The sequence below is a fragment of the Amycolatopsis sp. BJA-103 genome, assembly GCF_002849735.1.
In the GTDB taxonomy this organism is placed as follows: Bacteria; Actinomycetota; Actinomycetes; order Mycobacteriales; family Pseudonocardiaceae; genus Amycolatopsis.
This window is the reverse complement of sequence record NZ_CP017780.1, coordinates 2493126-2512710: the sequence shown is the minus strand read 5'-3', so window position 1 is coordinate 2512710 and position 19585 is coordinate 2493126. Positions and strand designations below refer to the sequence as shown.

The following is a 19585-nucleotide window of genomic DNA, read 5'->3' as shown; positions in this document are numbered from 1 at the left end:
TCTCTCCGGTGGGGACCGTCAGAAACCCTGCTTCTAAAACCCCTGTGCGAGCCGGTGGTACGCCTGGTTCCAGCGCAACCGGTCCGCGAACGACTCCGTCGTCGTCGCGTGATCGATCACCAGCAGTTCGACGTCGAGCATCGTGGCGAGGTCGCGGATCGCCTCCGTGCCGACGGCCCGGGTGAGCACCGTGTGGTGCGGGCCGCCCGCGGTGATCCAGGCTTCGGCGGACGTCGTCAGCGAGGGCGCCGGCTTCCACACCGCTCGGGCGACCGGCAGGTTCGGCAGCGGCTCGTCCGGCGCGACGACCTCGACCTCGTTGGTCACCAGGCGGAACCGGTCACCGAGGTCGGCCATGCCGATCACCACGGCGGTACCGGGGGCGGCGTCGAACACCAGCCGGACCGGGTCCTCTCGGCCGCCGATGCCGAGTGGGTGGATCTCGCACGACGGACGTGCCGCGGCGATGCTCGGGCAGACCTCGAGCATGTGCGCGCCGAGGATCTTCGGTTCGCCGGGACCGAAATGGTAGGTGTAATCCTCCATGAAGGACGTTCCGAGTTCGGCGTCGCGGCCCATCGCCTTCACCGCGGCCAGCAGCGCGGACGTCTTCCAGTCCCCTTCACCGCCGAAGCCGTAGCCGTCGGCCATCAGGCGTTGCACGGCGAGCCCCGGGAGCTGGCGCAGGCCACCGAGGTCCTCGAAGTTCGTGGTGAACGCGCCGAACCCGCCGCGGGTGAGGAACGCGCGGAGACCGTGCTCGATCCGGGCCGCGTACCTCAGCGATTCGTGCCGTCCGCCGCCCTTGGCCAGGTCCGGTGCGAGCGTGTACGTGTCCGCGTACTCCTCGGCCAGCGCGTCCACCTCGTCGTCCGGCGCCGCGTCGACCAGGGCGACGAGGTCGTTGACGCCGTAGGTGTTCACCGAGACACCGAACTTGAGTTCGGCCTCGACCTTGTCCCCGTCGGTGACCGCGACGTCGCGCATGTTGTCGCCGAACCGCGCGAGTTCGAGCGAGCCGAGCGTCTGGCGCCCGACGGCGGCGCGGATCCACGCGTCGATCCGGGTCGCCACCGCCGGATCCGCCGCGTGCCCTGCGATCGTCTTGCGGGCCACCCCGAGCCGGGTCTGGATGTAGCCGAACTCGCGGTCCCCGTGCGCGGACTGGTTGAGGTTCATGAAGTCCATGTCGATGGACCGCCACGGCAGTGCCTCGTTCAGCTGGGTATGCAGATGCAGCAACGGTTTCCGCAGCGCGTCCAGCCCGGTGATCCACATCTTGGCGGGCGAGAACGTGTGCATCCACGCGATGACGCCGACACACGCGTCGTCCGCGTTCGCTTCGAGCATCACCCGCCGGATCGCCGACGGCTCGGTGAGCACCGGTTTCGCGACGATCTCCGCCGAGATCCGGCCGGTGTCGGCGAGCATCCGCTGGATCTGCAACGACTGGCCCGCGACCTGCTCCAGGGTCTCTTCGCCGTAGAGCGCCTGGCTCCCGGTGAGGAACCAGACCTCGGTCTTCCGCTGCGTGCTCACTTCTCTCCCTGTTGCCCGTAGACGTTCTGGTAGCGCGCGTGGAGCCGGTCGATGTCCTGTTCGGACAGTGGCTCCGGTTTCCCGAGCGCGGAGGCGATGTGGACGGTCCTGGCGACGTCTTCGACCATCACCGCGGCCTTGACCGCGTCCCTGGCGGTCCGGCCGACGGTGAACGGCCCGTGGTTGCGCATCAGGACGGCGGGTGACCGGCTGGACCGGAGTGTCTCGACGATGCCGCGGCCGATCGAGTCGTCCCCGATCAGCGCGAACGGCCCGACCGGGATCTCCCCGCCGAACTCGTCGGCGATCATCGTGAGCACGCAAGGGATCGCCTCCCCGCGTGCCGCCCACGCGGTGGCGTAGGTCGAATGCGTGTGGACGACGCCGCCGACCTCCGGCAGATGCCGGTAGACGTAGGCGTGCGCGGCGGTGTCCGAAGACGGTGCGAAGTCACCGTGGACGACCTCGCCGTACAGGTCCGTGACGACCATCGTGTCGGCGCTCAGCGCGTCGTAGGACACCCCGGACGGCTTGATCACCATCAGGTCGTGGCCGGGCACGCGAGCCGACACGTTGCCCGCGGTCCAGATCACCAGCTCGTACCTCGTCAGCTCGGCGTGCAGCCGGGCGACGGTGTCCCGCAGCTCTTCGAAGGTGTCCGTGATCTCCACGGCGAGGCTCATCGGTGCTGTCCTTTCCGGACGGAACGACGGCGGGCGGCGAGGCGGTGCATGACGTCGTTGGCGCCGCGGCCGAAGTAGTCGTGCAGGACGGCGTACTCGGTGTACAGCTCGTCGTAGGCCTTGACGTTCTCCGCGATCGGCAGGTGGACGGCCCGGCGGACCGAACCCATCGCAGCCGCCGCCGTGGGCACGTCCGGATGCGCTCCCGCGGCGACGGCGGCGTGGATCGCCGATCCGAGCGCGGGACTCTGCGCGGAGCCGGCCACCGAGAGCGGCAGATTCGTGACGTCGGCGTAGATCTGCATCAGCAGGGGGTTCTTGACCAGGCCACCGGCGACGATCAGCTCCGTGACCGGGACACCCGCCCGTTCGAAGGTCTCGACGATCATCCTGGTGCCGAACGCGGTCGCTTCCAGGAGCGCCCGGTAGGTGTCCTCGGCGCGGGTCGCGAGCGTCTGCCCGACGACGACGCCGGACAGCTCGTGGTCGACCAGCACCGAACGGTTGCCGCTGTGCCAGTCCAGCGCGACGAGACCGTGCTCGCCGATCTCCTGCATGGCCGCGAGCCGGGTGAGCAGTTCGTGGACGGACATCCCCGCCTCACGGGCGTCGTCCACATAGGACGCCGGGACGCCGTGCTCGACGAACCACGCGAAGATGTCGCCGACGCCGCTTTGACCCGCCTCGTAGCCCCATTGCCCGGAGACGATCCCGCCGTCGACGACGCCGCACATCCCCGGGACCTCGCGCAGTTCGGCGCCGTTCATCACGTGACAGGTGGAGGTGCCCATGATCGCGACCATCTGCCCCGGGGCCACGGCTTGGACGGCCGACGCGGTGACGTGCGCGTCCACGTTCCCGACGGCGACCGCGATCCCCTCGCGCAGACCGGTCCATTCGGCGGCCTGGGCGTTCAGAGTTCCCGCCTTGGCGCCGAGGGCCCCCAGCGGATGCGCGAGCTTCTCGTCCACAAAGGATCCGAAGCCGGGTGCCAGCGCCTCCAGGAAGCCCACGCCCGGATACCGGCCGTCCTGGAGGATTCCCTTGTACCCGGCGGTGCAGGCGTTGCGGACATAGGTCCCGGTGAGCTGCCAGACGATCCAGTCGGCGAGCTCGACCCAGTGCCGCATCCGCGCGTACACCTCGGGCGCCTCCTCGAAGACTTCCAGCGCCTTGGCGAACTCCCACTCCGAGGAGATCAGCCCGCCGTAGCGCGGCAGCCAGGACTCCTCGCGTTCCCGTGCCAGTGCGTTGATCCGGTCCGCCTGCGGCTGCGCGGAATGGTGCCGCCACAACTTCGCGTAGGCGTGCGGTTCGGCCGCGAACTCGGGCAGGTCGCACAGCGGAGTGCCTTCGGCGGTCGTCGGCACCATGGTGCAGGCGGTGAAGTCGGTTCCGATGCCGATCACGTCGGCGGGATCGACCCCGGCCGCGCGGATCGCTTCCGGCACGGCGGTGCGGAGGACGTCGACGTAGTCCGACGGCATCTGCAGCGCCCAGTCCGGCGGCAAGCCCCGGCCGGTCGACGGCAGGATCCCGTCGATCACCCCGTGGCAGTACTCCGAAACCGCGCTGCCCAGTTCCGCGCCGTCACGGATCCGGACCACGACGGCCCGGCCGGACAGCGTCCCGAAGTCGACGCCGACGACCAGCGGCTCCCCTGTACTCACTTCTTCTCCCGAACTGTTAGCGTTAACATTCCGCTGTGAGGCACCTTGCCGAGCCAGCGCCGGTCCTACGAAATGCCGGTGCTCTCCCGCACGATCAACTCGGGGACCACCAGGTCACGGGCACGTTCCTCACCGCCGTTCATCCGGCGGCGGAGCAGGTCGAACGTGCGCCTGCCGACTTCGACGAAGTCCTGGCGCACCGTCGTGAGCGGCGGCGTGTAGTAGGCCGCCTCCGGCACGTCGTCGAATCCGACGACACGCATCTCCCCCGGCACGTTCACCCCGGCCTCGGTGCAGGCGCGGAGAAACCCGAGGGCCATCTGGTCGTTGGCCATGAACACCGCGTCCAGCCCCTTTTCGCCGACGAGGGACCGCCCCGCCGCGTACCCGGAACGCGCACTCCAGTCGCCCCGGACGACCGGCGGGATCCGCGCGCCGTGCCGCTGCAGGGTCTCCCGCCAGCCACGCTCGCGGTCGAGCGCCTCCAGCCAGTCTTCGGGTCCGGCCACGTGCCAGACGGTCTCGTGCCCGAGCCCGAGAAGGTGCTCGGTGGCCCGGCGCGCGCCGTCGTACTGGTCGACCGAGATCACCGGCACCGGCGCCTGTTCCCCGCCGCCGACCGCGACGAGCGGCACGTCGCTGGGCGCCGCCTCCAGCGCCCGGCCCGCGGTGACGTGCGGCGCGATCACGACGATGCCCTCGACCGCCTGGCGCCGCAGACGCTCCACCGCGTCGGCGATGGACGACCGGCCGGGACGACTGATGCTGGTTATGGTCGTCGCGTAGCCGGCCTCGCGGGCGGCGTGCTCGATCCCGCTCAGGGTGCTGGCCGGTCCGTAGAGATTGGCCTCCAGCGCGACCACGCCGAGTGTGCCGGAACGGCCGGTGACCAGCGCGCGGGCGACCGAGTTCGGCCTGTAGTCCAGTTGCTCGATGGCGGCGTTCACGCGGACCCGGGTCTCGGCGCGGACCGGCCCGGTGCCGTTGATGACCCGGGAGACCGTCATGTGCGAAACACCCGCGAGCGCGGCCACGTCGGTGAGACTGGCCTGCTTGCCCTCGGTGGTCTCGCGCGCCATCGCGTGTCTCCCCCTGCCGGTACCGTGTGACGAGTGCCGCAAGTGTTAGCGATAACACGAGCCGGGTCAAGCGCTCCCCGAGTCACAGTCGGGTCACGGACACCCGGATCAGCTGGAGGCGCGATGCGTGAGCGAGACCGGCAAGATCCGTTGGCGTGGCTTGAGTTCTTGATCGTCCATCAGGGCGAGCAGCGTCTCGACCATCGCATGGACCTGCTCCCGCGGGTCCTGGTGGACCGACGTCAGCGGCGGGTCCATCTCCGGTGCCAGCGTCGCGTTGTCGTCGAAGCTGACGACGGCGACGTCCGACGGGATCCGCCGTCCGGCCGAATGCAGGGTGCGGAGCGCGCCGAGGGCCATCATGTCGCTGGCCACGAAGACGGCGTCGAGATCGGGGCGCCGCGCGAGCAGGCTCGACATCGCCTTCGCCCCGCCGGTCAGGGTGAAGTCGGCCTCCTCGACCAGGTCCGCCGGGTCGAGCCCGGCGTCGAGCAGCGTCTTGCGCCAGCCCGAAAGCCGGTCGATCGCCGCGCTCTGGTCCTGCGGGCCCGCGATCGTCGCGATCCGGCGATGCCCCGCTCCGACCAGATGCGCGACGGCCAGCTTCGCGCCGCCCTCGTTGTCGAAGTCGACCACGTGGACACCGCGTTTGAGCCCGGCCGCCTGCCCGCCGTACACCACCGGGATCCTCAACTGCCGCAACGCCTTGGGCAACGGGTCGGTCCGGTGCGGCGCGAACACCAGCACACCGTCGACGTGCCCGCCGTCCAGGAACCGCACCGTGCGGTCGAGATCCTCGCGGGTGTCGCTGAAGATCAAGACCATCTGACAGCCGATGTCGGCCAGCTCGCGGTACCCCGCCCGCATGACCGCGGTGCGGTACGGGTCGTCGAGCAGCCGCGCTTCCGGCTCCGACAGCACGACCGCGACCGCCCCGGTCCGCTTGGTCACCAGCGACCGGGCCGCCTGGTTCGGCGAGTAGCCGAGCTCCTTGGCCGCGGCCAGCACCCTCTCCTTGGAACGTGCGCTGACGTAGCCGTCGTCGTTCAGCGCCCGGGACGCCGTCGACCGGCTGACCCCGGCGGACGCGGCGACGTCTTCCAGCGTCGGCCGGCCGTCATCCCCTGGTCGAGGCCCCACCCGCGTCACCTTCACCTTTCAGCGTCATCCGGACACCCCCAGCTTAGTGTCCGGCGGCCGGGAACACTGAGAGCGCTCCCTCGATGGAAACACTCTCATTACAAGCCCTTGACACGATCTCGTCCGGGGGGACAAACTCTGCGCATTCCTGGGAGCGCTCCCAGTTCTCCTTCACCCCATCAGCAAGGGACAAAGACGTGAGAACCATCCGGAACGGCCTGGTGCTGGCACTGGGTATCACGATGACGGCGTTCGGCCTGGCGGCGTGCGGAGGTGACGACGGCGGGGCTCCCGCCGCGTCGGACCCGAACGCGAAGGTCGAGCTGTCGCTGGCGACGTTCACCGAGTTCGGCTACGAGGAGCTCATCCCCGAATACGAACGGCTGCACCCGAACATCAAGATCACCCACCGCAAGACCGGCCAGGGCGGCCCGTACCACCAGGACCTGATCACGAAACTGGCGGCGGGTTCCGGCCTCGCCGACGTCACCGCCGTCGAAGAGGGCCATCTGTCGAACGTCCTCGACAAGGGCTCGAAGTTCAACGACCTGCCCAAGATCGGCCCGGCGGACGCCTCCCCTGACCGCTGGCTCGGTTGGAAGTACGACGCGGCGAAGACCAAGGACGGCAAGGTCATCGGTTACGGGACCGACATCGGCCCGCTCGCCATGTGCTACCGCAAGGACATGCTCGCCGCAGCCGGTCTGCCGACCGACCCCGAGGCGGTCAAGCCACTGTTCGCGACCTGGGACAGCTACTTCGCCGCGGGCGACCAGTACGTCTCCAAGAGCGGCGGGAAGGCGTGGTTCGACTCGGCGGCACAGAACTTCAACGCCATGGTCAACCAGCTCCCGACCGGATACCTCGGCACCGACGACAAACTGGCGCTGGAAGGGAACCAGGGCATCAAGGACGCCTGGACCAAGGTGACCGGCGCCGTCTCGAAAGGACAGTCGGCCAAGCTGACCGCGTTCAGCAACGAATGGAACTCCGGGTTCAAGCAGGGCGCGTTCGCCACCAAGGTGTGCCCCGCGTGGATGCTCGGCGTGATCGAGGAGCACTCCGGACCGGAGAACGCCGGCAAGTGGGCGGTCACCGCGGCCTTCCCCGGCGGTGGCGGGAACTGGGGCGGTTCGTACCTGACCGTGCCCACGCAGTCCAAACACCCGAAGGAGGCGGCCGAACTCGCCGCCTGGCTGACCGCGCCCGGGCAGCAGATCAAGGCGTTCCAGGCGAAGGGCACGTTCCCCAGCCAGGTCAAGGCGCTGGAAGACCCGGCGCTGTTGGGCGAGACCGACGCCTACTTCGGTGGCGCCAAGATCGGCCAGCTGTTCGCGGAGCAGGCCAAGAAGGTCGCCAAGCCGCAGTACAAGGGCCCGGGCGACGGCCAGATCCAGGAGAACGCGTCGAGCCCGGCACTGCAGGCCGTCGAACAGGGCAAGTCGGCCGACGAGGGCTGGACGCAACTGCTCGACGCCGCGAAGAAGATCACGCGCTGACCGATGACCGTCGTCGACAAGATCGCGCCGGAAGGGAGGGAGGCCGGGGTGCGCACGTCGCCCCGGCCGACCCTCCGGCACCGGCTGAGCCGGTGGGACGTCAAAGTCTCGCCGTACCTCTACATCGCCCCGTTCTTCCTCGTGTTCGGGATCGTCGGGTTGTTCCCGCTGCTCTATACGGCGTACGTGTCGCTGTTCAGCTGGGAGGCCGGTGACGACGCCCCGGACTTCATCGGGCTGGACAACTTCAAGGAACTGTTCGCCGACACGCAGTTCTGGAACGCGCTCGAGAACACCGTCAGCATCTTCCTGCTCTCCAGCGTTCCCCAGCTGATCATCGCGGTGCTCCTGGCCGCGTTGCTCAGCGCCAGGCTGCGCGGGGCGACCGGCTGGCGCGTCGGCGTCCTGCTCCCCTACGCCGCCAGTCTCGTCGCGCTCGGGATCATCTTCGCGAACCTGTTCGGGCCGAAGTACGGCCTGGTCAACGGGCTGCTGCAGACCATCGGCCTCGACCCGGTCGACTGGCAGGCAGGCCGGTTCAGCAGCCATGCCGCGATCGCGATCATGGTGAACTGGCGCTGGACCGGGTACAACGCGCTGATCGTCCTCGCGGCGATGCAGGCCATTCCCAAGGAACTGCACGAAGCCGCCCTCATCGACGGCGCGGGTGCGGTACGCCGGTTCTTCAGCATCACGCTGCCACTGCTGAAACCGACGCTGGTCTTCGTCACGATCACCTCGACGATCGGCGGGCTGCAGATCTTCACCGAGCCCAAGCTGTTCGACGCCATGCCCGGATCGAACAACGGCGGCTCGTCCAACCAGTTCCAGACCGTGACGCTGTACCTGTACCAAACGGCCTTCGAGAACTACGAACTCGGCTACGCCTCGACGATCGCGTGGGTGCTGTTCCTGATCATCGTGCTGATCGCGCTGGTGAACTTCTTCCTCACCGGCAGGCTCGCCCGGACTCCGGCGGTGAAGAAGAAATGACCGTGCTCACCAGCAGTGTCAAGCGGAGTGTCTCGGCGCTCGGCAAGCCACGCCGGGCGACCTACGTCGTGCTCACGATCTTCGTGCTGGGCTCGCTCTTCCCGTTCTACTGGTCGTTCCTGGTGGCCAGCCGGGACAGCGGGATGCTCACCGAGCGGGTCCCGCCCTTCCTGCCCGGCGGGAACTTCTTCGCCAACGCGGCCCGGGTGTTCGACACGGTGCCGTTCTGGAAGGCGCTCGCGAACAGCCTGATCGTGTCCGGCACGGTCACCCTCACCACCGTGTTGTTCTCGTCGCTGGCCGGGTTCGCGTTCGCCAAACTGCGGTTCCGCGGCCGGAACGGGTTGTTCGTGTTCATCGTGATCACGCTCGCCGTCCCGACCCAGCTCGGCATCATCCCGCTGTTCATGGCGATGTCGGAGTTCGGCTGGGCGGGCGGGCTGCAGTCGGTGATCGTGCCGAACCTGGTGACCGCTTTCGGTGTCTTCTGGATGCGTCAGTACACAGTGGACGCGGTGCCGTACGAACTGATCGAGGCGGCCCGGGTCGACGGCTGCAGCATGATCCGGATCTTCTGGAACGTCTGCCTGCCCGCGGTCCGCCCGGCGGCGGCGATCCTGGCGATGTTCACGTTCATGACGTCGTGGAACGACTTCCTCTGGCCGCTCGTGGTGCTGGACGCCGGCAACCCCACCGTCCAGCTGGCACTGGAGAAGCTGCAGAGCGGTTACTACGTCGACTACTCGCTGGTGCTGGCCGGGACCACCCTGGCCACCATCCCGATCCTCATCGTCTTCCTCCTCCTCGGCCGCCAGATCGTGGCCGGGATCATGCAAGGTGCCGTGAAAGGGTGACCATGTCCGCTCATCCCGACAGTGTCCGGGCGAAGACCGCGCTGCTGTTCCCGCCCGGATTCGTGTGGGGCGCCGCCACCGCGGCCTTCCAGGTCGAAGGGGCCACGGCCGCCGACGGGCGCACCGACTCGATCTGGGACGTCTTCGCCCGCCGCCCCGGCGCCGTCGTCGGCGGCGACACCGGTGAACCGGGGGCCGATCACTACCACCGGTATGCCGAAGACGTCGACCTGATGCGGCGGCTCGGGCTCGGCGCGTACCGGTTCTCCCTGTCGTGGCCGCGGATCCGGCCCGACGGTGGCGAGCCGAATCCGCACGGGCTCGCGTTCTACGACCGGCTCGTCGACAGGCTTCTCGAAGCGGGGATCCAGCCCTGGGCAACGCTGTATCACTGGGATCTCCCGCAGGTACTGGAAGACGGGGGCGGCTGGGCCTCGCGCGAGACCGCGTTCCGGTTCGCCGAGTACGCCGAAACGATCGTGGCGCGGCTGGGCGACAGGGTGGCGAACTGGTCCACCCTGAACGAGCCGTGGTGTGCCGCGATGCTGGGCTACGCGAGCGGGATCCATGCTCCCGGGCGACGCGAACCTCGCGCCGCCGTCGCCGCCGCGCACCATCTCCTGCTGGGTCACGGGCTCGCGATGGACGTCCTGCGGCGGCACGCCCCGGCGGCATCCTCGGGGATCACGCTGAACCTGTACCCGGTGTCGACGGCCGATCCTTCGTCCACTGTGGACATCGAAGCCGCCCGCCGGGTCGACGGCCTGCAGAACCGGCTCTTCCTGGATCCGGTGCTGCGGGGCTCCTACCCCGCCGATCTGGTGGCCGACCTGGCCCCGCTCGGGTTCGAGGAGCTGGTGCGCGAGGGCGATCTGGCCACGATCGCGGCGCCGATCGACTGGCTGGGCATCAACTACTACCGCGGTTACCAGGTCTCGGGCACCCCCAGACCCGGCAGCGAACCGGCGGGCCCCGACTGGCTCGGCGTCCCCGACGTCCATTTCGTCCCCGACGAAGCGGCGCCGCGCACCGACTCGGGCTGGGAGGTGCAGCCCTCGCGACTCACCGAGTGTCTACTGCAGGTGCATCGAGACTACCGGCAGATCCCGTTGTACATCACCGAAAACGGCGCGTCCTATCCGGACGCGCTGATCGGCGGGGACATCGTGGACACCGACCGGATCGCCTTCCTCGACTCGCATCTGCGCGCCGCGTACGAGGCGATCGAGGCGGGCGTCGACCTGCGCGGGTACTTCTACTGGTCGCTGCTCGACAACTTCGAGTGGGCCGAGGGGTACGCCAAGCGCTTCGGCCTCGTGCACGTCGACTACGCGACCCAGCGTCGGACGCCGAAGCGAAGCGCGCTCTGGTACGCGCGGGCGATCAGCCTCAACGGGCTGGGCTGAGGGCCGCCGGTCGGAGCCCGGGCGGGCTCCGACCGGTTTTGTTATGGTGGAGGCGCAGCTGATCAACGAGCATGGAGACCAGACGTGGCAGGTGAAGACGACATCTCCGGGTGAGCCGGAGTTGCCAGGCCACCGGCGCTGACGCCGATGTGGCCATTTCGTCGTTCCCTCAAAGCCACGTCCACCGCGGTGCTGCTTCGACGCGCCCGCTGTCCTTCACGAGGTCATTTCCATGTCAGACGCCTTCGTCGTCGTGTCCGCGCTGTCCTTCACCTGGCCTGATGACACCCCTGTCTTCGACGACCTGTCCTTCACCGTGCCCGGGGGCCGCACCGGCCTCGTCGCGCCCAACGGGGCGGGCAAGAGCACGCTCCTCAAACTGATCGCCGGCGAGCTGCGGCCGGTCTCCGGATCCGTCTCCGCCCAGGGAATCCTCGGCTACCTGCCGCAGACGTTGCCGCTCACCGCCGACCTGGACGTCGCCGAAGTGCTGGGTATCGCCCCGCAGCTCGCGGCCCTGAGCGCCATCGAGTCCGGCGACGCGAGTGAGGAGCACTTCACCACCATCGGCAACGACTGGGACATCGAGGAACGCACCCGCGCCCAGCTCGACAGGCTCGGCCTCGACGGCATCTCGCTGGACCGGAGCCTGCGCACGCTGAGCGGCGGGCAGATCATCTCCCTCGGCCTGGCGGCGCAATTGCTGAAACGGCCCGACATCCTGCTGCTGGACGAACCGACCAACAACCTCGACCTCGACGCCCGCCGCAAGCTCTACGGCGTCCTCGAAGACTGGTCGGGCTGTCTGCTGCTGGTGAGTCACGACCGGGAACTGCTCGACCGGATGGACCGCATCGCCGAACTCGACCGCGGCGATGTCCGGTACCACGGCGGGAACTTCACCCAGTACGAAGCGGCGGTCAAGGCCGAGCAAGAGGTCGCCGAACGCAACGTCCGCAGCGCAGAACAGCAGGTCAAACGCGAGAAGCGGGAGATGCAGCAGGCCAGAGAACGCGCCGACCGTCGAGCGGGCAACGCGGCCCGCAACCTCGGCAACGCCGGCCTGCCGAAGATCTTCGCCGGGACCATGAAACGCAACGCCCAGGAATCCGCGGGCAAGGCGAACGAGACGCACGCCGCGCGGGTCAGCGATGCGAAGAACCGTCTCGACGAGGCCGAGCGTTCCCTTCGCGACGATCAGAAGATCTCGCTGATCCTTCCGGGTACCAATGTCCCGGCCGGGCGCACGATGTTCCACGGCGAGCACCTCCAAGTCCGGTACGACGGCCGGGACGTCTTCGCGGGCGACGGGGTCGACCTGACGATCCGCGGCCCCGAACGGATCGCGCTGACCGGCGGCAACGGCACCGGCAAGTCGACCCTCCTGCGGGTGCTCAACGGAGACCTGGAGCCCGACGGCGGTGTCCTGAAGCGTGCCGAGGGCCGGATCGCTTACCTGTCGCAACGACTGGACCTGCTGGACCTGGACCGGACCATCGCCGAGAACTTCGCGGTGTTCGCCCCCGCTCTCCCCGAGTCGCAACGGATGACGCTGCTGGCCCGATTCCTGTTCCGGGGCGCGCGAAGCCAGCTCCCCGTCGGCGTGCTTTCCGGCGGCGAACGGCTGCGAGCCACCCTGGCCTGCGTCCTGTTCGCCGAACCCGCACCTCAGCTGCTTTTGCTGGACGAGCCGACGAACAATCTCGACCTGGTCAGCGTCGGGCAGTTGGAGAGCGCGCTCGGGGCGTATCAGGGGGCTTTCGTGGTCGTGAGTCACGACGAGCGGTTCCTGACCGAGATCAAGGTGAATCGGCGGGTTCGGTTGGCCGATGGGGCTCTTGTGGAGTCTTGACGGGGTTTCTTTGGGTCGGGTTGGTCGTGAGTGGCGATTCGGGTTAGAACCCTCTTCGCCACTCACGACCCACTTCGGCCTTCGGTCACTACTCATTGACACTCCCTCAATGACAGATATCACCCGTCAGTGGTGAATGCACGGATTGCTCGTTGCTTAAAATTATGAACACTTGTTCGACAGGTTTGCGGTATTATGGAGAGGTGTCCGAGACCTTTGTTCCCGAGTTGCCGCAGGAGTTGTGGCGCGCTGGCAAGTTGGAGCTTGCCCATGGCGTGCAGCAGTTCTTGCAGGTGATGCGGGTCGCTTCCGCCGGTTTGGGGCGGTATTTGGCGGAGATTGATTCTCGTGGCGCGAAAGACTTATACGGTTATGGGACGACGTTGGCGTGGTTCGCCGATGTCGCCGGACTGAGCCAGGGCGAGGCGCGGCCATACGTGAATCGCGCAATCGACCTGAACCCCACACGGGCCCTGGACGGCACCGAGATCCCGGCCTTCGCACCGGCGACCGCTGTTGCGGCGGCGGACGGTGCGATCGGCGAGGAACGGATCAAGCAGATCGTGGAGATCCTGCGGAAAATCCCCGCCGAGATATCGGTGGAGGATCGGGAGCACGCGGAGACAACCCTCGCCGACCTCGCCCGGAAGGCCGGACCCCAGCAGATATCGGACCTCGGGGACCAACTGCTGGGCTGGCTCGACCCCGACGGCAAAGAACCCAAAGACCCCGAACCGAAGCAGCCTCATCGCGAGCTGACCTTGGAACGCCGCAAAGACGGCTACTGGAAACTGAATGGTCTGTTGGATGACGAGTCCGGTGCGCGGACCGCGGCTGCTCTTGAGGCGTATGTGAAGCCGCGGCCGGTGGATGAGTTCGGCCAAGCCGACCTGCGCACGAAGGCCGAACGCCAGGGCGACGCCTGGTCCGAGCTACTTGATCTGGCGATCGCGTGCCCGGACCAGCCCGGGACCAGCGGCTACCGCACCCTGATCCACGTCACCATCGGCCTCGACGAACTGAAAACCGGCCTGGGCACGGCGTGCGTGGACTTCGTCGGAACCATGACCGCCCGCGAGGCGCGGATGGCGGCCTGCGACTGCCTCATGTTGCCGGTGGTGATGAACGCCGCGGGTGAGCCGCTGGACGTGGGACGGCTACGACGGTTCGTCACCCCCGGCCAACGCCGCGCTTTGAATATTCGTGACGGGGCTGCGCGTTCCCCGGGTGTCATCGACGGCCGAAGAACTGTCACGCCCACCACATTCACCACTGGGCAGACGGCGGACCGACAGATCTCAGGAACCTGGTGTTGCTGTGCGGCTTCCACCACCGGCTGATCCACCACGGCGATTGGGAAGTCCGGATGGCCGCTGACGGGTTACCGGAGTTCATCCCACCCCAGTACTTGGATCCGCTACGAAAACCCCGGCGCAACTGCACTGTCTGAACCGAGGAGCCCGCCAGCCACGCGGCGACGGGCCCCTCGCCATGCCCAAACCCCGGGGCGCCCGGCCGAGGTCGCCATTCAGTGCCCGACGCACCGCTTTCCCGCACTCGACCCAGCTCAGCCACCCACCGCCAGGGTCAAGTACCGATTCGGGTTCAGGGCCAACAGCGCCGCGTACCCACGGCGGGCGAATCAAGACCACGGGTACGTGAAGGCCCCCTTCACTGCGCTAGACGCAATGAAGGGGGCCTTCACGTACTTCAGGCGACCAGGCGCCGAAGCGGGCGGGTCGTCGAGCTACTGCACTGATTCCGACGCCGATTCAAACCCACTCATTCAAAAGAAAAGGTCCCGCTTCCGCTCAGCGAAGGCTGGGGGTTCCTGCGAGCAGAAGCGGGAGTTTATGGCCGATACGGTGGGCCGCCTCTCGGCGAGTGGCACGACACGGCTCCGGCCGAACCGGTATTCCGTGAAGGCGGAGGTTGAGGCCCGGGGGCACCATCCGTACCGACACTCTCTATAACGCACCACCGGCCGAAATGTTCCCCTGCACCAAGCCCCGATCCCTGTGACCCCCGTCAACACACGAATGCGCGAACAACAAAAAAGACCCGCTCCCGCTCAGCGAAGGCCTGGGGGTTACCTGCGAGCGGAAGCGGGAGCTAAAGGTCGATACGGAGGGCCGCCTCTCGGCGAGTGGCACAACATGGCTCCGGCCGAACCGGTATTCCATGAAGGCGGAGGTTGAGGCCCGGGGGCACCATCCGTACCGACACTCTCTACAACGCACACAACCGCCACATGTTCCCGAGCACCGAAGTGACGCGCGTCAACACACGAACGCGGTAACGGTCAGCAGGGCGGCGGAACCTGCTCCACCAGTTCGTCCGGGGCGGACAGCCGCCAGGCCTCGTAGACGAGTTCGGTCAGCTCGTCGGACTCGATGCCGTCGAGCTGGACCACCACCCAGCCGAAGCCCCCGGCGGTGAACTGCACTTCGAAGACGTCCGGCCGCTCGGCCACGAGCGCCTCTTGCTCGGACAGCGTCTGCTTCAGGCCGACGGTCTGGGTCCGCGGCCAGTAGTACCCGAACCGCTTGCCACGAACGCTGTACGACTCCCACTCGGTCGCGTCGGAACGCTGGACGTCCGCGAGCGCCTCCAGCATCCGGTGGAACTCGTCACTCCGCACACTCACCTGAAACCCCCAAAACTCGGCGGCCACAGTCTAGGCGAACCCACCGACAAGACCGGAAGCCCGGCCTGACAGTCCGAAGTGGACAGAGACTCGACGCCACCCGGCCGGGACGGTAGGTTCGCGTCGAGCCCACTCGACCCGGGGAGCTGAGGAATGGACCGACCGGTCACGGCGGCGGAACTGTTCGACGCCATCGGTTCCGCCTACGAGGACGCCTTCGGGCGGGCGCCGGTGGTCGACAAGGCGGTGCGGCGACTGCTGGCCGCGCTGCCGCCGTCGTCGAGGGTGCTCGACATCGGCAGCGGAACGGGCAGGCCGGTCGCCGAGGAGCTGTCCGCCGCCGGACATCGGGTGACCGGGCTCGACGTGTCGCCGGTGATGATCGGCCTCGCGCGCGAGCAGGTTCCCGCCGCCACCTTCGTCCACGCTGACGTGCGCGAATGGACCTCGCCGCCCGGGTCCTGGGAAGCGGTCTGCGCCTTCTTCCCGTTTCTGCAGATGCCGCGCAAGGACACCGAAGCCGTGCTCGCGCAGGTCGCGCGCTGGCTGGTGCCCGGTGGCCTGTTCGCGCTGGTCACCGTGCCGCGCGACGCCGAGGACGTGCCGGCGGAGTTCTTCGGCCGCACCTTCCTCGAGACCAGTTTCGCGCCGGACGACCTCGTCCGCCGGGTCGGGGCGGCCGGGCTCGAGGTCACCGGGACGCATTCGGAACTCTTCACCGCGGACGAGCCGGGGACACCGCCGGAGGAACACCTGCTGATCACGGCCCGCCGCCCCGGCTAGCGTTGCGTTCATGCCGGTCATCAGCGTGATCACCCCGGTCCACCCGCCGAGTCTTCCGTACCTGTCCGAGGCGTACGAGTCCCTCGCCTCGCAGGAACTCCCGCCGGGCTGGACCTGGGAATGGCTGGTGCAGGAGGACGGCGAGACCGGCCTGCTCGACGACGTCCTCCCCGCCGACGGACGCGTAATTCCCGGTTCGGGTCGCCGTGGCGGCCCTGGGGTGGCGAGGATGCTGGCGTTGTCCCGCGCCTCCGGGGAGCTGGTCAAGGCGCTCGACGCGGACGACGTCCTGGCGCCCGGCGCGCTCGCGCGCGACATCGCGGCGCTGGAGGATCCCGCGATCGGCTGGACGACCTGCCGGGTCCTCGACCTCCTCCCGGACGGGACCACGGCCGACGTCGACAGCGATCCCGAGGAGGGACCGATCGAACGCGGCGCGATCCTGCGGTACTGGCAGCGCAACGGCTACGTCTCGTCGGTGGTGGCCGGGACGTTGTGCATCCGCCGTGAACTGCTGCTGGACCTCGGCGGCTGGATGGCGCTGCCCGCGTCGGAGGACACCGGGCTGATCCTCGCCGCGAACGCCTCTTCCGACGGGTACTTCGTGGCCACCTGCGGCATGTACTACCGGAAGTGGCCGGGGCAGGTCACCGCGTCCGCCGCGCACAACGACGACGCGGAACGGCTCGCGCGGATGAAACTGATCGAAGAACGCGCCGAGGTCATGCTGGCACGTCGACGAGGTCGAGCAGCGCCTTCGCACACAGGTCGCGGGTCTGGTCCCGGGTCAGCCCGCGGTACTTGAGCCAGTCGAGGCAGACGGCGACGACGAAGGCCAGCCAGCCTCGGACGATCACACGCAGGGTCTCCGGCGGGTCGCCGTCCGGGCACAGGACCGCCAGGATCCGGCGGCCCTGTTCGGCGAAGTTGTTGTCCAGGATGTCCCGGACGTCGTCGACCGCGATGGCCGTGCCCGCGTGCAGTGCCCGGTAGCCGTCCTCGTTGGCCTCGACGTAGCGGAGATACGCGTCGAGCCCCGCCATCAGCTGCTCCGCGACCGGCAGCGTGGGATCGGTCCTGGTCATCGCGAGCAGGCGTTCGCCCTCGGCCTTGATGACCTCGGTGACGAAGTCCCGTTTCGTCGGGAAGTAGTGGTAGAGCAACCCTCGCGACACCTCGGCGATGTCCGCGACCTGCTCGATCCACACGTCGTCGTACGGCCGGTCCGCGAACAGGCGGGCGCCGATCCTCAGCAACTGTTCCCGCCGCTCGGCGGTGCTCAGCCTGCTGCGGGGCCTTCCGGGAGAACTCGGCGCCATTCGGTCATCGTACTTACTTGACACGAGTTCAGTACCACGCCACTCTCGCTATTGGATGTCGATTCAACAGTGCTCACCTGGAGGGGCCCGATGGCCACCGCACTCCCCCATCCCCCGCGCCGGATCCCGCTGATCGGCGACGTGCTCGGCGTTTCACCGAAGACCCCGGTCCAGGACTCGATGCGGCATGCCGCCGAGCTGGGCCCCGTCTTCGAACGCAAGGTGTTCGGGCGCCGGATCGTGTTCGTCCACGGCGCGGAGATGGTCGCCGACCTCTCCGACGAGAAGCGGTTCGCGAAACACGTCACGCCCGCGATCTCGAACCTGCGGCCGCTCGGCGGCGACGGGCTGTTCACCGCGCACAACGAGGAGCCGAACTGGCGGCGCGCGCACGAGATCCTCGCGCCCGCGTTCAGCCGCAACGCCATGCAGCGCTACCACCCGACGATGCTGGCGATCACCCGTGAGCTGCTGGACACCTGGGACCGGGGCGGTGAGGTCGACGTCGCGGACGACATGACGAAGCTGACCTTGGAAACCATCGGGCGGACGGGGTTCGGCTACAGCTTCTCCTCGTTCGAACGGGCCGAACCACATCCGTTCGTCGCCGCGATGGTCCGCACGCTGCGGCACGCGCAGCGGATGGCGCTCCAGCCGCCCGTCATCGGCCCGCTCCTCAGCCGCAAGGCGAACCGGCGCAACGAAGCCGACCTCGCCTTCCTCCACTCCGTCGTCGACGAGGTCGTCGAGGCGCGCCGGGGCGACACGAGCACCGAAGACCTGCTCGGGCTCATGCTGAACACCACGCAGCCGGGCACCGGCGCGGCACTCGACGAGGTCAACATCCGGAACCAGATCATCACCTTCCTGGTGGCCGGGCACGAGACCACGTCGGGCGCGCTGTCGTTCGCCTTGTACTACCTCGCCCGGAATCCGGACGTCCTCGCCCGCGCACAGTCCGAAGTGGACAAGGTCTGGGGCGAGAACCCGGATCCGTCCTACGAGGAGGTCGTCAAGCTCCGCTATGTCCGGCGAGTGCTCGACGAGGCGCTGCGGCTCTGGCCGACAGCGCCCGCGTTCGCGCGCCAGGCCCAGGTGGACACTGTCGTCGGCGGCTCCTACCGGCTCCGGAAGGGCGAGTGGGCACTCGTCCTCATCCCGGCGCTGCACCGTGATCCCGTCTGGGGAGACGACCCCGAGTCGTTCGACCCCGACCGCTTCGCCCCGGATCGCAACCGGGCCCGCCCGGCGCACGTCTACAAGCCGTTCGGCACCGGTGAGCGGGCCTGTATCGGGCGGCAGTTCGCCCTGCACGAGGCGACGCTGGTCCTCGGCATGCTGCTGAGCCGCTACGACCTGCGCGGCGACCCGTCCTACCGGCTGAAGGTGCAGGAACTGCTGACGCTGAAGCCCGAGGGGTTCAAGCTCGACGTCTCCCTCCGCGATCGCGCGACGGTGGGAACGACCGCCTAAGCGCCGGGCTTGAGCAGTTCGTCGAAGAGGGCGTCCACCAGGCCGCGGGGAACGCTCGCCCCCGTCAGGGCCCGGTAGACGACCGGGCCCGTGATGGCGTCGATGGCGGCGTCGAGGTCGAGCCTGGGTGAGATCTCACCGGTCTCGATTCCGCGCGTGAGAAGGTCACGCTCCAGCTCACGGCGCGGATCGAGATAGCGGACGTGAAGGCTCTCGGCCGTCTCCGGGTTGTGCTGCGCCTCGGCGATGAGGGCGAGCAGGACCTTGCCCGCCGGATCGCGGGTGACGAACCGCGCGAAGCCGCGGAAATAGCCGCGGATGCCGTCCTCTGTGGACTTGTCCATCGGTACGGGGAAGCGCTTTTCGCTGTCTTCGATGAGCGTGTCGAGCAGGATCTCGACCTTCGAGGGCCACCAGCGGTAGATCGTCTGCTTGGCGACGCCCGCCCGGCGCGCGATCGCCTCGATGGTCAGCCGGGCGAAGCCGTGCTCGACGAGCAGGTCGTCCGCGGCATGGAGCACGGCGAGGCGGGCGGCCTCGTCACGCTGATTGCCGGAGCGCGCCCTGGGGGGTTGCGAATTCGCGGCGGGCATGCGGGCCACAGTACCGGTCGGTGCGGGAAGGCGCGGCAGCAACCGTGATACTGTC

The 19585-nt window shown here is 68.4% G+C and carries 16 protein-coding genes and 1 pseudogene; 9 read left to right on the top strand and 8 right to left on the bottom strand.

Annotation, left to right across the window (positions count from 1 at the left end; genetic code table 11):
- Nucleotides 1–33: 33 nt before the first annotated feature.
- The 5 genes from araA to BKN51_RS10460 form a co-directional block, all read right to left on the bottom strand.
- Nucleotides 34–1539 (bottom strand): L-arabinose isomerase, encoded by a 1506-nt coding sequence (gene araA / locus BKN51_RS10480; protein WP_101607453.1) that lies wholly within the window; start codon nucleotides 1537–1539, stop codon nucleotides 34–36.
- Nucleotides 1536–2222 (bottom strand): L-ribulose-5-phosphate 4-epimerase, encoded by a 687-nt coding sequence (locus BKN51_RS10475; RefSeq protein ID WP_101607452.1) that lies wholly within the window; start codon nucleotides 2220–2222, stop codon nucleotides 1536–1538. The genes araA and BKN51_RS10475 overlap by 4 nt, the downstream gene beginning before the upstream one ends.
- Nucleotides 2219–3892, bottom strand: coding sequence for a ribulokinase (gene araB, locus BKN51_RS10470; protein ID WP_101607451.1), 1674 nt, complete (start codon nucleotides 3890–3892; stop codon nucleotides 2219–2221). Before araB ends, BKN51_RS10475 begins: the two co-directional genes overlap by 4 nt.
- A gap of 65 nt (nucleotides 3893–3957) precedes the next feature.
- Nucleotides 3958–4971 carry a LacI family DNA-binding transcriptional regulator gene (locus BKN51_RS10465; protein ID WP_101607450.1) on the bottom strand — a complete coding sequence of 338 codons (1014 nt, stop codon included), beginning with the start codon at nucleotides 4969–4971 and terminating at the stop codon, nucleotides 3958–3960.
- A 108-nt stretch (nucleotides 4972–5079) separates the two neighbouring features.
- Nucleotides 5080–6126 (bottom strand): LacI family DNA-binding transcriptional regulator, encoded by a 1047-nt coding sequence (locus BKN51_RS10460; protein ID WP_174720407.1) that lies wholly within the window; start codon nucleotides 6124–6126, stop codon nucleotides 5080–5082.
- 182 nt (nucleotides 6127–6308) lie between these two features.
- Here BKN51_RS10460 and BKN51_RS10455 point away from each other — a divergent pair, with 182 nt between their 5' ends.
- The 6 genes and pseudogenes from BKN51_RS10455 (at nucleotide 6309) to BKN51_RS10430 (ending at nucleotide 14165) form a co-directional block, all read left to right on the top strand.
- A complete protein-coding gene (locus BKN51_RS10455; protein WP_101607449.1) occupies nucleotides 6309–7610 on the top strand; it encodes an ABC transporter substrate-binding protein in 1302 nt (433 codons plus the stop codon).
- Nucleotides 7611–7613: 3 nt separating this feature from the next.
- Complete coding sequence (locus tag BKN51_RS10450; RefSeq protein ID WP_101607448.1) at nucleotides 7614–8603, top strand: carbohydrate ABC transporter permease; 990 nt, start codon at nucleotides 7614–7616, stop codon at nucleotides 8601–8603.
- A complete protein-coding gene (locus tag BKN51_RS10445; RefSeq protein WP_101607447.1) occupies nucleotides 8600–9457 on the top strand; it encodes a carbohydrate ABC transporter permease in 858 nt (285 codons plus the stop codon). The genes BKN51_RS10450 and BKN51_RS10445 overlap by 4 nt, the downstream gene beginning before the upstream one ends.
- Nucleotides 9454–10863, top strand: a complete 1410-nt coding sequence (locus BKN51_RS10440) for a GH1 family beta-glucosidase (protein WP_168214307.1) — start codon at nucleotides 9454–9456, stop codon at nucleotides 10861–10863. The genes BKN51_RS10445 and BKN51_RS10440 overlap by 4 nt, the downstream gene beginning before the upstream one ends.
- Nucleotides 10864–11095: 232 nt before the next feature.
- The gene (abc-f, locus tag BKN51_RS10435) at nucleotides 11096–12715 is read left to right on the top strand and encodes a ribosomal protection-like ABC-F family protein (protein WP_101607446.1); all 1620 of its coding nucleotides are present in this window, start codon (nucleotides 11096–11098) and stop codon (nucleotides 12713–12715) included.
- Nucleotides 12716–12918: 203 nt separating this feature from the next.
- Nucleotides 12919–14165 (top strand): annotated as a pseudogene (locus tag BKN51_RS10430) (DUF222 domain-containing protein).
- Nucleotides 14166–15017: 852 nt separating this feature from the next.
- Here the strand turns inward: BKN51_RS10430 and BKN51_RS10425 are convergent.
- A complete protein-coding gene (locus BKN51_RS10425) occupies nucleotides 15018–15362 on the bottom strand; it encodes an MmcQ/YjbR family DNA-binding protein (RefSeq protein WP_101613158.1) in 345 nt (114 codons plus the stop codon).
- Between the two features lie 153 nt (nucleotides 15363–15515).
- Between BKN51_RS10425 and BKN51_RS10420 the strand changes: the two genes are divergently transcribed.
- Nucleotides 15516–16145, top strand: coding sequence for a class I SAM-dependent DNA methyltransferase (locus BKN51_RS10420; RefSeq protein WP_101607445.1), 630 nt, complete (start codon nucleotides 15516–15518; stop codon nucleotides 16143–16145).
- A 10-nt stretch (nucleotides 16146–16155) separates the two neighbouring features.
- Nucleotides 16156–16950, top strand: coding sequence for a glycosyltransferase (locus BKN51_RS10415; RefSeq protein WP_101607444.1), 795 nt, complete (start codon nucleotides 16156–16158; stop codon nucleotides 16948–16950).
- Here the strand turns inward: BKN51_RS10415 and BKN51_RS10410 are convergent.
- Nucleotides 16868–17464 (bottom strand): TetR/AcrR family transcriptional regulator, encoded by a 597-nt coding sequence (locus tag BKN51_RS10410; protein WP_101607443.1) that lies wholly within the window; start codon nucleotides 17462–17464, stop codon nucleotides 16868–16870. The two genes, BKN51_RS10415 and BKN51_RS10410, sit on opposite strands and share 83 nt — an antisense overlap.
- 90 nt (nucleotides 17465–17554) lie before the next feature.
- Between BKN51_RS10410 and BKN51_RS10405 the strand changes: the two genes are divergently transcribed.
- Entirely contained in the window at nucleotides 17555–18937 is a 1383-nt protein-coding gene (locus tag BKN51_RS10405; protein ID WP_101607442.1) for a cytochrome P450, read from the top strand.
- On the opposite strand, the gene BKN51_RS10400 is transcribed toward BKN51_RS10405, so the two are convergent.
- Entirely contained in the window at nucleotides 18934–19530 is a 597-nt protein-coding gene (locus BKN51_RS10400) for a TetR/AcrR family transcriptional regulator (RefSeq protein WP_101607441.1), read from the bottom strand. The genes BKN51_RS10405 and BKN51_RS10400 overlap by 4 nt on opposite strands.
- Nucleotides 19531–19585 lie beyond the last annotated feature (55 nt).